The sequence below is a fragment of the Vibrio sp. Vb1574 genome (genome assembly GCF_033338675.1).
Genome location: NZ_JAWOTC010000011.1, coordinates 108672 through 123474, shown reverse-complemented (window position 1 = coordinate 123474; position 14803 = coordinate 108672). Strand labels below are relative to the sequence as shown.

13 protein-coding genes are annotated in these 14803 nt (G+C 44.8%); 5 read left to right on the top strand and 8 right to left on the bottom strand.

From position 1 onward, the window contains the following. Positions 1-396: 396 nt before the first annotated feature. A complete protein-coding gene (locus tag R7O12_RS10495) occupies positions 397-1260 on the bottom strand; it encodes a Tim44 domain-containing protein (RefSeq protein WP_318125805.1) in 864 nt (287 codons plus the stop codon). Positions 1261-1652: 392 nt separating this feature from the next. On the opposite strand from R7O12_RS10495, the gene R7O12_RS10490 reads away from it, so the two are divergent. From R7O12_RS10490 to R7O12_RS10480, 3 genes are all read left to right on the top strand, one after another. Then, positions 1653-2243: a TetR/AcrR family transcriptional regulator gene (locus R7O12_RS10490; RefSeq protein ID WP_005382308.1), complete on the top strand. Its 591-nt coding sequence runs from the start codon at positions 1653-1655 to the stop codon at positions 2241-2243. 13 nt (positions 2244-2256) lie between these two features. Continuing rightward, complete coding sequence (locus R7O12_RS10485; protein ID WP_025766947.1) at positions 2257-4131, top strand: MFS transporter; 1875 nt, start codon at positions 2257-2259, stop codon at positions 4129-4131. Between the two features lie 114 nt (positions 4132-4245). Further along, on the top strand, positions 4246-5175 hold the full coding sequence (locus tag R7O12_RS10480; protein WP_104975977.1) for a YeiH family protein: 930 nt from the start codon (positions 4246-4248) through the stop codon (positions 5173-5175). Here R7O12_RS10480 and R7O12_RS10475 read toward each other — a convergent pair. From R7O12_RS10475 to R7O12_RS10445, 7 genes are all read right to left on the bottom strand, one after another. Continuing rightward, positions 5172-5360: a hypothetical protein gene (locus tag R7O12_RS10475; protein ID WP_005382314.1), complete on the bottom strand. Its 189-nt coding sequence runs from the start codon at positions 5358-5360 to the stop codon at positions 5172-5174. The two genes, R7O12_RS10480 and R7O12_RS10475, sit on opposite strands and share 4 nt — an antisense overlap. A 100-nt stretch (positions 5361-5460) precedes the next feature. Then, positions 5461-6888 carry an o-succinylbenzoate--CoA ligase gene (menE, locus tag R7O12_RS10470; protein ID WP_318125804.1) on the bottom strand — a complete coding sequence of 476 codons (1428 nt, stop codon included), beginning with the start codon at positions 6886-6888 and terminating at the stop codon, positions 5461-5463. After that, entirely contained in the window at positions 6873-7862 is a 990-nt protein-coding gene (gene menC / locus R7O12_RS10465; protein ID WP_318125803.1) for an o-succinylbenzoate synthase, read from the bottom strand. The genes menE and menC overlap by 16 nt, the downstream gene beginning before the upstream one ends. A 125-nt stretch (positions 7863-7987) precedes the next feature. Next, entirely contained in the window at positions 7988-8854 is an 867-nt protein-coding gene (gene menB, locus R7O12_RS10460; RefSeq protein ID WP_005382318.1) for a 1,4-dihydroxy-2-naphthoyl-CoA synthase, read from the bottom strand. Then, complete coding sequence (gene menH, locus R7O12_RS10455) at positions 8847-9674, bottom strand: 2-succinyl-6-hydroxy-2,4-cyclohexadiene-1-carboxylate synthase (RefSeq protein WP_318125802.1); 828 nt, start codon at positions 9672-9674, stop codon at positions 8847-8849. Before menH ends, menB begins: the two co-directional genes overlap by 8 nt. Then, a complete protein-coding gene (gene menD, locus R7O12_RS10450) occupies positions 9661-11379 on the bottom strand; it encodes a 2-succinyl-5-enolpyruvyl-6-hydroxy-3-cyclohexene-1-carboxylic-acid synthase (RefSeq protein WP_017819992.1) in 1719 nt (572 codons plus the stop codon). Before menD ends, menH begins: the two co-directional genes overlap by 14 nt. Next, the gene (locus R7O12_RS10445) at positions 11376-12683 is read right to left on the bottom strand and encodes an isochorismate synthase MenF (RefSeq protein ID WP_149191945.1); all 1308 of its coding nucleotides are present in this window, start codon (positions 12681-12683) and stop codon (positions 11376-11378) included. The genes menD and R7O12_RS10445 overlap by 4 nt, the downstream gene beginning before the upstream one ends. A 217-nt stretch (positions 12684-12900) precedes the next feature. Between R7O12_RS10445 and R7O12_RS10440 the strand changes: the two genes are divergently transcribed. Both R7O12_RS10440 and yfbR read left to right on the top strand, forming a co-directional pair. Beyond that, positions 12901-14115 carry a pyridoxal phosphate-dependent aminotransferase gene (locus R7O12_RS10440; protein WP_005384283.1) on the top strand — a complete coding sequence of 405 codons (1215 nt, stop codon included), beginning with the start codon at positions 12901-12903 and terminating at the stop codon, positions 14113-14115. Positions 14116-14205: 90 nt separating this feature from the next. Further along, entirely contained in the window at positions 14206-14790 is a 585-nt protein-coding gene (gene yfbR, locus R7O12_RS10435; protein WP_062730721.1) for a 5'-deoxynucleotidase, read from the top strand. Positions 14791-14803 lie beyond the last annotated feature (13 nt).

Genomic DNA, 14803 nt, shown 5'->3' with positions numbered 1-14803 from the left:
CTACAATCAAAAATTGCAACGCAGTTATCGAGTATTTTAACAAGCTAGAATGACCAGTTATTTACTACGATTGGTATAACCTATACTCAATCTCACTAAAGCAACCAACCCCATGTGAAACTCCACAAACAAAAGGCTGAGGAGCAGATCTTTACCCTACAAACAATGTACTAGCTATTTTGATTTTGTTAGTTCGTATGACCTTAATATGAATGTTCAATATAAATAGGAAAACACTTGAGGACTTACTAGAAAAAGTGGGCTCGCAAAATTACCAAACGGACTCAATTAGTGATGTTTGTATAAAAACACGTACAAGAAATATAAATGATAGATACAAAAAATCCCGCAGGGGATGCGGGATTTTTACTAGTGACTAAATTGGTTTAAAGGTGACTAGCCTTGAATACCAACGATTAACCATGGCGCATTAGGCGCAGTCAAGTCACGCTCTAGGTGCCAGATATCTTCGATTTCTTCTTCAACACCTTCTACTGTGTCACGGTAACGACCGCTAAACTGCAGACTAAGCTGTGCTTTATTTGCATCGTAATCAGCACGGACGATCTCCGCATCAACGTACATTACGTCAGTATGCTGCTCACCGTCGAGCTTCGCGCGCTCTGCTTTTAGGTCTTCAAACAAGCTTGGAGAAACATATTCTTCAATAGTTTCTAGCTGGTTGTGATTCCACGCACCTTGCAGGATTCGATAGTGTTCACGAGAACCATTAATGAACGCTGCTTGGTCAAAACCCGGTGGGTAGTTATGTGGTACGTCTGTTTGAGCGCCAAAACCACCATTATTTGTGTTTGGTTGTTGCTCAAAGTTTTGCATGTTTGGTTGCTCAAACTTAGATGCGTTGCCACCAAATGCAGGCTGTTGACGATGCTGGTTCATACTGCCCTGCTTCGCACCTAGCATACCGCGCATTAGTTTAAAGATGACAAAGGCAATCAAACCAATAATTAGGATATCCATAAACTGGATACCTTCAAAAGCACCGCCAAAGAATGCAGTAAGTAGACCACCAGCAAGAAGTCCGCCTAGCAGACCACCCATAAGGCCTTTCTTACTTGAAGACTTTGTCGTCTGATCTTTGCCGACCGTATTGGTGTTTTGTTGCTGTTGTTTCGGTGCTGGTGCAGTTTTGTAGCTCTTACCGAAAGACTTACTGCCACCAAACTTCTTCGCTTCCGCGATAGGCGTTACAGCAACAGTAAACATCAATAAAGCAACAATAGAAAATAAACGTTTCATCGTTATCCTTAAAGTTAGCTATCTAAGATAGTGCCCCATTTTCAAGACGAAACAATCGTTGTTTCAAACAGTAGCACGCCAAAGATGATTTTTAAGTCATCATACTCTGTATACCGATTGATGAAAATAGCTTATAGAAGCTGACATGTATCAGAATATTGCCAAAAATGCAGACTGCTCACACTGCTTGCAATTCAGCTGAAGGCGCTTGATCAATGTAAAAAAAGTATGGAATAAGTTCACTAATACTCCAGATTGTTTTACTTGAATTAGAATCAGTGACACAGCTCAGAATCCTACACCTTGAGGGCACTTGGACACATTGCCTTGTTGACGGTTAATAGGTAGCTGACTATCATATTGAACGATGTTCAATAAAGTAGTTTGAGAGTATGGCGCGCAGAAACGATCACACCCGAGAAGAGTTAGTGAATTTGACGTTAACAACGGTCAAAAACTTTTTAGATGAGAATTCTTACCACGAACTCAGTCTTCGTAAAATCGCTAACATGATTGGTTACGTGCCAAGCACATTGGTAAATGTTTTTGGTAATTATAATTTGTTGTTGCTTCATGTTGTCGCTCAAACTTTAGATGAGTTATCTCAAGAAGCACGCAAAGCGACTAATGACAGCAAAGACTCCCATCAAGCGCTTTTTGAACTCGCTTATTGCTACCACGATTTTGCTCAAAAACACCCATACCGTTGGCAGTTAGTGTTCGAACACAACATGAATGGAGCAGAACTTCCGGAATGGCATGCCAAACGTATCGATGGTATGACGGGAATGCTAGAGTCACTATTGGCTCAAATCGCACCACATCGTACTGAATCCGAAGTGATTCAAGCGAGTCGAGTCCTTTGGTCTGGCGTACATGGCATTACTTTACTCAGTGTTGATGATAAGTTTTTCTCTAGTGAGCCGATTGATGGCAAAGAATTGATCAGTAATCTTCTTTCTAACTACCTCACGAACTGGTAACAAAGGATTATCCATGTCATCCGACAGACAGCCGTCCTTACTTACGCAGAGAAAGTTCCTGCCCTATTTCATTACTCAGTTTTTTGGCGCTTTCAACGACAATATTTTTAAAAACGTTTTGCTGTTGTTTGTCGCATTCGCTGGCTCCAGTGCACTACCTATTTCGAGCAATTTGTTCATCAACCTTGCGGCAGGCTTGTTCATTCTACCGTTCTTTCTGTTCTCTGCTTCCGCTGGCGTATTAGCCGACAAATATGAAAAGTCATGGTTTATTCGTAAGGTTAAACTATTTGAAATAGCCATCATGCTCTTGGGTGCCATCGGATTCATAACCGAAAGTTATGGTGTGCTTTTATTGCTACTGTTTTTAATGGGCACACAGTCAGCATTTTTTGGCCCAGTTAAATATGCCCTTTTGCCTCAAAAGTTAAATGCTAAAGAGTTAGTGCCCGGCAACGCTCTTGTTGAAGCTGGTACCTTTATCGCCATCCTTATTGGCACCTTAGGCGCTGGGATTATAGCCTCTGCAGACAACGCAAAATACCTTGCCGCATTTTGTGTCGTGATCTTCGCATTGTTAGGCTACTTGTCGAGCCGCTCAATCCCCTTTGCTGCAGCCAGCGCGCCCAATCTCTCTTTTCGTTGGCAACCATACAAGCAAACCAAACACACGCTCTCTATCGCCAAATCCGATCGAGTTGTTTTTCAATGCATAATGGCAATAAGCTGGTTTTGGTTTTTAGGCGCCGCATATCTAACACAATTCCCGAATTTCACTAAGATTTACCTAAATGGCACCGAGAGTGCGGTGTCTTTCTTGCTCGCTCTATTTTCCATTGGTATCGCGCTAGGGTCGCTACTTTGCAATTGGATCTCAAACCATCGTATCGAAGTCGGTATTGTGCCAATTGGTGCCTTTGGCATTACGGTATTTGGGTACCTAATGGCCACTTCCATTCCCAATGATCTACCTGTTTTCCATAACTTTGTAGACTTCTTTAGATATGAGCCTTTTTGGCCATTATTTTTCTACCTATTGATGATTGGCGCTTCGGGCGGTTTGTTTATCGTGCCTCTTTACGCATTAATGCAGCATCGAGCAAAGGAAACCGAACGTGCTCAAGTCATCGCAGGGCTCAATATCTTTAACTCTCTGTTTATGGTCGGCAGCGCTGTCTTAGGTATTGTGTGCTTAAGTGTAATCAAGATGACAATTCCTCAGCTGTTTGCATTGTTAGCCATTTTAAATTTCTTAGTCGCAGCTTACATCTTTTTGCAAATTCCTATTTTTGTAGTTCGCTTTGTCATGTGGATGCTTACGCACACCATCTATCGAGTTAAGCATAAGAATCTACACAACCTACCCGAGCATGGTGGGGCATTAATTGTATGTAATCATGTAAGCTACATGGATGCATTGCTACTTAGTGCAGTATGCCCAAGGTTGATTCGTTTTGTGATGGAGGAAGATTACGCCAACCTACCTCCATTAAGGCGCTTTTTACGTCGAACTGGGGTAATTCCAATTTCAGCGAGTAACAGAAGCTCTATCAGACGTGCATTTAACGATGTGGAAGCCGCGCTAAGCGAAGGTCATATCGTCTGTATTTTCCCTGAAGGAAGATTAACTTCAGATGGTGAAATGAATGAATTCATGCGCGGTATTGATATCATTCTACGTCGTAGCCCAGTACCCGTCATACCTGTTGCACTTAAAGGCTTATGGGGAAGCTATTTCAGCCGCGCAAAAGGTCGCGCATGCTGTGGCTTACCGACTCGATTTTGGTCAAAGCTAGAAATAGAGGCAGGACAACCGGTGCCACCAAATGAAGCAACGGCAAAAACAATGTTCGATAAAGTGCATCAACTCAGAGGCGACTGGCGATAAATACACTTGAACACATGTTTAGGATAACTGAACATGTGTTCAAATCATTAAGACAAACTGACCACACCCAGTGCGATATACTCTCCCTTTCATTCACAACAGCGAATAAAAACCTTGAATAGAAACTACCTCCTGTTTGGATTGGCGTTACTTTTTTGTTTAACCCCCCTTGCCTCCTCTCCCATTGCTCTAGTTATCGGTGTTCTACTCGCAAGTTTTGGTTTTGTGCCTTCCGAGCTGCCCATCGCTTCTTTTACTAAAAAGCTGCTGTCTTATTCGATTATTGGCTTAGGCTTTGGCATCAACTTCGAGCAAGCGCTTGCAGTCACATCGGATGGTATCGGCCTGATCATCGCCACTATTACAGGCACACTGCTCATGGGCACTCTCATTGCCAGGGTAATTAAATTGGAGCGAGTAACCGCTTACTTAATCTCATCAGGTACTGCAATTTGTGGTGGTAGCGCAATTGCTGCTGTGGCACCGGCGATTAAAGCGAAAGACGAGCAGATTGGATTAGCACTGGCAACGGTATTTGTCCTGAACTCCATTGCACTCTTTGTGTTTCCTGTGATTGGACATGCTTTAGGGCTAGATCAACACACGTTTGGCACATGGGCTGCGATTGCCATTCATGACACATCTTCTGTTGTCGGGGCTGCCTCGGCCTATGGGGAAGAAGCGCTAACTACGGCAACAACATTGAAACTCGCGCGCGCTTTATGGATCATTCCTGTTGCTTTGATCAGTGCCGTCATCTTTTCAAGAGGCCAAAAAGAGAATGGAAAGAAAAAACTAGCTATCCCTTATTTCATTTTTTGGTACTGTGCAGCTATCGCATTTAGCGACTTCTTTCCTCAATTTGAAATGGTCTATCACGGCATTTTCATTGGAGCAAAGCAAGCATTGGTTGTATGTCTGTTCTTGATAGGTTGCAGCATTTCAATTTCAAAACTAAAGTCTGCTGGAGCTAAGCCACTGTTGTTTGGTGTGACTCTGTGGGTGCTAATTTCGACCACTTCTCTAAGTTGGTTACTGTTTTAGATATTGGTGGTCTGCTTATCGCGTTGAGGGGACGGCATTTCCCGTTTGCTATTTTTGTATATAACGACCAACGCAATAGCGATCAAAAATGCCGTTAGCTCTGCAAGAGAGCGGGCTAGCCCTTCACTACTTATCGCGATACCAATTTGTAGTGCTACTGCCGCAATTAAAACTAGCTTTGCCATCCTGAACCTTATGCATTTTATCTCCACGAAGAAGCATAATTATGATTCAGAGTTATAAGGATACGAAATTCTCTTTATGACTAATACATAGCAAAATTGACTAATGCTGAAGTGATGACAGCAGCCACTCTTTCACGGCCTTACGTGAAATTTTGATCCCACCTTCTAGTAGAGTTAGTGGCATTACATGGTATTCCACTGGCCATTTAAACTTCTCTAACTTTGATTGCAAGTGCTGGTCATACTCCGACTTGCTGCGCAATCCATTGGTCTGAATCACAGCTACTGGTCTATGACCAAACTCCGCGTCTTCGACTGGAACCACTATACTCTGCACTACACCATCAATTTGGTTCAAAGCGGCTTCAATCTCTTCACAATGGATATTCTCACCACCAGAGATAAACTGATTGTCGGCACGGCCGATTATCTTTAATTCATCACCTTGCCACTCGCCAAGATCTTTGCTGTCAAACCAGCCTTTCTCATCCAGAAATGGGGTAACATGTCCTTGATGGAAATACCCTGCCGCTAATGTCTTACCGCCAACAAAAATGCGTTGGTCAACTAATTTTATCTTACGGTGCTTCAATACATGTCCAGCATTACTGGTGCTGTCAATTCTCTTTGCGGTAACGGTAGAGGCCGCCTCCGTCATCCCATAACCTAACCACGTCTCAATGCCTTGCCCTGATGCTCGTAGTGCCAACTCATGATCAACGTGACTGCCGCCCAGTAGCACATATGTCAATGACAAATGTGCATCATCATCCAATAACCGTTTGAGCTGAGTCGCAACCAAAGAAGCGTGTGATACGCCCTGAACATCATCAACAAGTTTCCCTGAACCGACTTTTAGTGTTGCTCCGACATATAGCCAACGATAGACAATCGCTAATCCAGAGACGTGATACAGCGGAAGCGATAACAGCCAAGCATCTTGCTGAGTGAAAATGAACTCCTGCAACAAGCCCTCTGCAGACGCAAGATGCTGTCGATGTGTATGAACCACAGCTTTAGGCTCCCCTGTAGAGCCAGAAGTAAATACTACTGAAGCGAGCCGGTCATGATGATAGCTATCTTCAGTCAACGAATCACTCTCTTGCTGTGATACTACAGGCGGTGAAAGCAATGTTGCCTTGAGTTTTTGTACATCATGTTCAGAAAAGGTCGAAGCGCACTCCTGAGAAAACCAGATAAACCGAGTTTGATCAGGCCTGTAAAGTGTAGCAAGCTTACCCTGCAACTTATCTAGTGGTTGTTCCATGGTCAGCGCAGCGAGTGCGCCTAACTGTTTGGAGGCAAGATAAAACAACAGTGTTTCTACTTGGTTCTTGCCAACCAAAGTCAGCACATCCCCCCGAGTTACACCCAAGTCATTCAAATAGTGAGTGTATTGGTCAATACGCTTCGAGAGGTGTTGCCAGTTTAATACTTCTGTTGATGTCTTGAGTGCAATAGAAAAAGGGCTCGTTTGAGCCCAATATTTCCATGGTGCCTTCGCAATATTGTCTACGCAGAATGCCACACAATCTCCTGGTCTTTTAGAGGAAGAACGGGAAGTTCACACTTAGGCCAGCCCTGCTCTAGCTGAGCTTTGAATAAGCCAATCGTATCCAAACCTGGAACTTCATCAGGCAGCTGCCATTGGGCAAAGCGCACTAATTGAGTTAAACCGAGACTGGATTCAATGCTCGAGCTAATCACTGCTTTCATCCCCAGTGACTTCGCTTTCTCTATCAGTGTAATACAAAAATCCACCGAACCAATGAGTGTGGGTTTGATGATGATCGTTTTCACACCAGTTAGATCTTCAAGACGGAAATCTTCACGACGAACCGCATCTTGCAATGTTTCATCCCAAGCGATAGCAATACCAGTATTAATCGCAAAAGAGAGACTATCGCCAGGAGAGCGGCACGGCTCTTCCAAAAAGGTGATGCGCTGACGCAAAGACGGAGTAATGTATTTAGCAAACTGCTGCGCTTTTTCTGGTGTCCAAGCGCGGTTTGCATCAAGTCGAAGCGTTAATTGAGGGATTGATTCAAGAAAAAGGTTCACAAGCATGCCATCGCGAATTGGCTCATAAAGTCCAACTTTCACCTTAGCGACTTTCTCACCTTCCATCTCGTTCAGCTTTGGAATGAGCTCATCTGGGTCGCCAGTGCATAGTGGCGCTGTTTGGTATTTACCTTGTTGTGGTAAGCCACCAGCTAATTCAAGCTGTGCCATCGATAAACCAAACGCAACCGACGGGTACATCTTGGCATAATCCACATCCAACTCTGCTACCCAACGCTCCGCCTGTTCTTGTAGCTGAACACCCGCATCTTCGGTGCTCTCTAAGCTAAAACAAGGAAGAGGAGCGACTTCTCCAAGCCCTGTTTTACCATCTTCGGAAAGCGCAACAACATAACCAACACGTTCGGTTAGCTTGTTGTCACGTAGGATGACACCACTATCCATGGGCAAGCTATAACGATAAATTTTCGCTTCACGCATAATTCAAGTCCTATGTAATGCCGTATATTTGAGCGTTCTGACGAGCAATCCCACCAGCCTCCCAGAGGGCGATGCGCTCAGGAAAAAAGTAACAGAGGAGCTAACACGCTCCTCATTTAGACGGATTATGGGTTGCGAGGGAATTTATCGAAGTCTGGGCGACGCTTCTCGTTAAAGGCATTACGACCTTCTTGGCCTTCATCAGTCATGTAGAACATCATCGTTGCGTTACCCGCTAGCTCTTGCAGACCCGCTTGACCATCACAATCTGCGTTTAATGCAGCTTTCAGGCAGCGCAATGCCATTGGGCTGTGCTGTAGTACTTCACGACACCAACGAACGGTTTCTTTCTCTAGATCCGCTAGTGGTACAACTGTGTTTACTAGGCCCATGTCTACCGCTTCTTGAGCATTGTAGAAACGACATAGGAACCAAATTTCGCGAGCTTTCTTTTGGCCTACGATACGAGCCATATAAGATGCGCCCCAACCGCCGTCAAATGAACCCACTTTAGGGCCTGTTTGACCAAATTGAGCGTTGTCAGCTGCAATTGTTAGATCACACATCATATGCAGTACATGACCACCGCCAACAGCCCAACCAGCTACCGATGCGATCACTGGTTTTGGACAAGTACGAATATCGCGTTGGAAGTCCAATACGTTGAGGTGATGTGTGCCTTGGTCGTCTTTATAGCCGCCGTAGTCGCCACGGATCTTCTGGTCGCCGCCAGAACAGAATGCGTCTTCACCTAGACCTGTCAGAATGATCACGCCAACACCAGAGTCGTAACGCGCATCTGCCAACGCATCAATCATCTCTTTTACCGTTTGAGGACGAAACGCGTTACGCACTTGAGGACGCGCAATGGTGATTTTCGCGATACCATCTTCAGACTTATGGTAATGAATGTCCTCGTATTTCTCGCCGCAATCTTTCCATTGAACCGGAGCGTAAAGTTCTTCTTCAGAAATGCCTACTGTTTTAGCCATGGTGATTCCCATTGTTCTCGTTACTCTCACCAAAGTGAGACTGAATTATTTGCTTGGTATGTATCGCAAACTGTTTGGGCTGCTCTTGATGGACGTTATGACCAGCGCCTTCAACTTGTCGATACGCCAACCCGCTACGTTGTGCCAGTTGGCTAAATTTTTGGTCTTTCTCACCACACAAGTAATACACTGGTATGTTCTGCTTTTGCAGTGAGGGCAACAAATATGCCTGTTTGGCTAACGATGTCGCCATCAACATATTCGCCACCGCTGAGCCAAGATTATCACTTCGCTTCGCAATGAATGTTTGTCTTTGCTCATGGTTTAGTGAAGAAAACACCGCTTGTTGGTACCAATCGTTCAAAACACGTTCAAGTGGTTCAGTTTTGAAACGCATTGCCCAGCGAGCATCATTCTCTAATCTCACCTGTTTCTCTGACTCAGTTTGAAGCCCGAAGTTTCCCCCTTCAATAATCGCGCCTGCAATATTGAGATCTGGAAAGCATTGATGGGCAATACCATGCATCGCAATGCGGCCGCCCATAGAGTAACCAATCAAAATAAGTGGTTGTTGTGAGGGAAATAATAAAGATAGTGTGGAACCAAGAAGTTTGCAGCAATCATTCAGATCGCTGCAAGAAATAGATTGGCTATGCTCATGACCAGGAAGGTCAACCGTAACACGCTCATATTCGGGTAATGCATTTAAACACGCGAGCCAATCGGCACCGCTACCGAGTAAGCCATGCAAAAACACCAGAGTAGGCAAAATACTACTTTGGTGCTTTTCCGTTGCTGGGAAGCGTTTAGAATAGAGCATGCAAATTCTTGTTGAAGGATTTTAGTTGCTCTACCGCTTGGTTCGATGGCGTTTGAACTTCAACCACTAACGCCCCTTCGCCGCTAGCAAAATGCTCAGAGACTATAGATTGATACTCAGCCAGCGTGTTCGGTTTGCAATACTGTAAACCAAACTGTTTCGCTGCATGTTCAAATTCATAACCATGAGGCATTTGATAGAACGACTCGCGATGCTCTTGCGGTACAGGCAGTAAGTCAAAAATCGCCCCACCATCGTTGTTAGTAATCACCAACACCGAAGGCAACTTGTTGTGCGTAAACAGTGCCAATGAGTTCAGCCCATATAAGGCAGAAGTATCGCCAATAAACATTAACATCGGGTTCTGGCGCGCGCGTTGTACCCCGCTTGCTGTGGCAAACAGCCCATCAATGCCAGACGCACCACGGTTAGTGAAAACCTCTGTGTTATCAAGCTTGCCGAACATGTCGATCAATCGGACAAACAGACTGTTGCCAACAAACAGATCCACACCCTGAGCACGCTCAGCCACATCAATCGCTAACGCAATCTCACTCAGCTCACTCTTAGGGTCAGAAGCAAACAAGCCTTTCGCGTGTTGCGTGACCTGTTTGATGTCCGCGGCAAGTTCATTTGCCCAACCAGCATGTTCTGATGAAAACTCCGTCGTACGTTCAACCCATGAGCTTGGCTGCTCCGCCCAGTGCCATTGTGGTAAGTGACTTTGGTTATCTCGCTCTAATCGAGGCGATACGTACCAATATTGAATGTCACCACCTTGCTGATTACGTGCTACGTGTTTTTCTAACCAGTGATTAAAACGTTTAGAAATGATTCGACTACCGAACTGCACGATTAAGTCACAGCCATCCAGTAGGCTAGCCAATTTCGAATTCTGCAACCATAAATCAAAATGCGCCCAATCCGAACTGACACCACTTTGTGGATCAGCAAGGACTGGCCAGCCCATTTGCTCTGCAAACGCTCGTGCAGCTTGAGCCTGAACCAGTGGCAAACTACCAATGACCACCACACCTTTGTTATCCCCACAGCTTGGAATTGCACTGCTGGTTTTCGGGTTAAAGCGCTGGCAATACGTCACCTTGCTATCTCGCCAGCCAGCAACGGTATCAAGGTAATCCTGATAGGTACTCTTTTCTGTATTGGAGTACAAAGGCTCTGGGAACGCACAGTTAATGTGAACCGCGCTACCCTGCAATTGCTGAGTAAACATCACTTCGTCAACAGAGGTCAGCAACCAGTTAAGCGACGTTGCTAAATTTGGGCTTGGTAAATTCAAACTGGCCGAAACATGATGTGAAAAAATACCCAATTGATTTATCGCTTGGTTTGCACCACAGCCGACAAGTTCTACTGGACGATCTGCTGTCAGCAGCACCAGTTTTTCACCAGTAAGTTTGGCTTCGGCAACCGACGGTAATAGGTTCGCCACTGCCGTACCAGAGGTAACGATAATTGCCACTGGCTCCTGAGTAGCTTTCGCTAAACCAAGAGCCATAAAGCCCAGTCCACGCTCATCAAAATGAGTATGAATGGAAAAGTCGGACTGTTCTGCCGCTTCTAAAGTTAAAGGAGTAGAACGAGATCCGGGAGCGATACAAACATGCTTAACGCCAAATCGCTGAAGCTCAATCAATATGGTTTCTGACCAAACTCGATTGAGCACCGCTTGGTCATGACTCATGATGCGACTCCCAATGGCGGATGATCAGAAATCAGCGTAAGTAACGTCGACATTTTCTTATCAAGTTCTGCCCACTCATGTTCTGCCACAGAACCAGGCACAATCCCTGCGCCCGCAAACAGTTGTACTTGATCACCGAGCACAAGCGCGCTTCTGATTGCAACACAAAACTCTGCTCGTTCATGGCTTATATAACCCATTGACCCCGCGTACCAGCCGCGTGCAAAGGGCTCATTATCAAGAATAAACTGCATGGACTCTTGTCGGGGTAAGCCAGCAACCGCCGCTGTTGGCTGAAGCGCCGATAACAACTGAACACCATTTATCCCCGCTCTTAGACTAGCGTGAATATTTCGCTTAAGGTGCTGCACTTTTCGTAGTCTGACCAAACTCGGTTCAGCTTCCACTTCAACCATTTCAGAATGCGGTGATAGACGATCAATGATGTCGTCCACCACATACTGGTTTTCGTTGAGGTTCTTTTGGTCTTGGGATAACCAATTCGCCAACTCCATATCTTGAGTGGCATTGTCTCCCCGACCAATCGTACCTGCTAACGCTTCGGTATGTAGCTCATGCCCTACGCGAGAATACAAACGTTCTGGTGTAGACCCCATAAAACTGTGCTTACTGTCTAAGCTCAGCATGAAATGGAAGCTATGATGGTTATTTAAGTAACTTGCTTTAAGTAGCTGTGCAGCACTTAATGTGTTATCAAGCTGCACGGTAGAGCGACGCGCTAAAACCACTTTCTTAAAATCATCATTCTCTATACCAGTCAGAACCTTATGAACTAACTCATTCCATTGAGGCTGACTTGGCGTATGAACAATAGAGCGGATGTGAGACGAAATTGGAGCTAAGGCCGCGACCTCACAAACCAGTTTATTCAACCCAGCTAGAGTTCGCGATTTGTCTTCTGAAATATTAACTGCGAGAGACCACTGATGGTCAAAACGAATTAACTCAATTTGAGGCAAAAAGAAAAAAGAAGGCATACAGCGACGATTCTTCTCATGCTGTCCATCAAAAGAGCGCCCGCCCCAGACTCTTTGCCCTTCACCTAGAATGGTATAAGCAGGACCTGGCTCAACAAAAGCGTGCAATTGCCCTAGTGCAACGACCTCTTCACGTGTATCGCGGGACTGCCAATAAAACTTAGGGAAAAGTGGTTGTGCATCAAGCCAATCAATAAATGAGAAATTGGGTTTCTCGCTAAGGGGCTCGACCAGACGTGTTTGATTGCCTTCCGATTGCTGAACTCGCTCGATAATTCTCTTTACGGCTTGATGGAACTGTGACAAATCAACCTCGTTGTATGTGAGGATAAATGGTAACTGACGGCTACTCTAAGTTTAGACCCAAAGCAAATCAAGGTCGTATGCGATCTTTTGCAAAATCCTGTGATAGCAAGCGAGCAAAACTTAACCAGCAGACAGATTATTTACAGATATATATTCTAATAAAAAACAAATTATTGTATTTTAATAAAGAAATTAACGAATTTTTAGGAATTAAACAATGCAAAATATCGGGATGTCGTCAAAACTCGACAATGTCTGCTACGACATTAGGGGGCCTGTACTCAAACATGCTAAGCGCATGGAGGAAGAAGGGCATAAAATCCTAAAGCTAAACATTGGTAACCCTGCCCCATTTGGTTTTGACGCCCCTGATGAGATTTTAGTCGACGTAATTCGTAATCTGCCGACTTCTCAAGGCTATTGTGATTCCAAAGGTATTTACTCTGCTCGTAAAGCTGTGGTCCAACACTATCAGCGTAAAGGTATACGCTCGCTAGATGTCGAAGATGTGTATGTAGGTAACGGCGTGTCTGAGTTGATCGTAATGGCCATGCAAGCGCTATTAAACAATGGCGACGAAATGCTGATCCCAGCACCAGACTATCCGTTATGGACAGCTTCAGTTGCACTATCTGGTGGTAAGCCGGTTCATTATCTATGTGATGAAGAGGCTGACTGGTACCCAGACCTTGAAGACATCAAAAAGAAAATCACACCAAAGACACGTGGCATTGTTCTGATCAACCCGAACAACCCGACAGGTGCGGTATACAGCCGTGACTTCCTACTTGAAGTGATTGAGATAGCACGCCAGCACAAACTGATCATTTTCGCAGATGAGATCTACGACAAAGTGTTGTACGACGGTGCAACCCATACCTCAGTCGCCACACTCACTGAAGACGTGCTAGTCATGACATTCAATGGCCTTTCAAAAGCCTACCGTGTTTGTGGTTTCCGTGGTGGCTGGATGTTCCTAACGGGGCCTAAACATCTGGCTCAAGGGTACGTGAATGGCTTGGAGCTGCTTTCATCGATGCGTTTATGTGCAAACGTACCAATGCAACATGCCATTCAAACCGCGTTAGGTGGGTACCAGAGTATCAATGAACTGATTTTACCTGGCGGACGCTTATTAGAGCAGCGCAACCGAGCGTATGAACTGATCAATCAAATTCCTGGTGTTTCTTGTGTCAAACCTAAGGGTGCGATGTACCTCTTCCCGAAAATCGACACTAAAATGTACAACATCAAGAACGATCAGCAGATGGTTTTAGATTTCTTAAAACAAGAGAAGGTCTTACTGGTGCAAGGTTCTGGTTTTAACTGGCCAAAACCAGACCACTTCCGCATCGTGACACTACCGCACGTTGAAGATCTAGAAATCGCCATTGGACGTTTTGAAAGATTCCTATCAACCTACAGCCAGTAATGAATCACTGGTAGTAATTAGTGCTGATCTCTCATATGCTTAGAGGAACTCCTAGTGAGTTCCTTTTTTACACCAGAAACGGAGAAAGCCATGAAAGAAAGCCATTTTTTCGCCCACCTGGCTCGAATGAAGCTGATCCAACGCTGGCCTTTAATGCGGTCCGTCTCACCAGAAAACGTTTCAGAGCATAGCTTACAAGTTGCTTTTGTCGCTCATGCCCTTGCCCTAATTAAAAACAAAAAGTTCGGCGGTAACCTTAATCCAGAGCGCATCGCGATTCTTGCCATGTACCATGACTCCAGTGAAGTATTAACGGGTGATCTTCCGACTCCAGTGAAGTATTACAACCCTGAAATTGCCAAAGAATATAAGAAGATAGAATCAGCAGCGGAGCAAAAATTACTCTCAATGTTACCGGAAGAGTTCCAAGATGATTTTGCTCCCTATCTTCTTTCTCACTCTGCACACGAAGAGGACGCAAAAATCGTTAAGCAAGCCGATTCCATCTGTGCCTATTTAAAATGTCTTGAAGAACTAAGCGCCGGTAACCATGAGTTCGCTCTGGCAAAAAAACGCTTAGACGTCACTTTGCAAGAACGCAAAACGCCTGAAATGGATTACTTTCTCAATACCTTTGCCCCAAGTTTCGAATTATCGTTAGATGAAATCAGTTAGCTTACGGAGATAA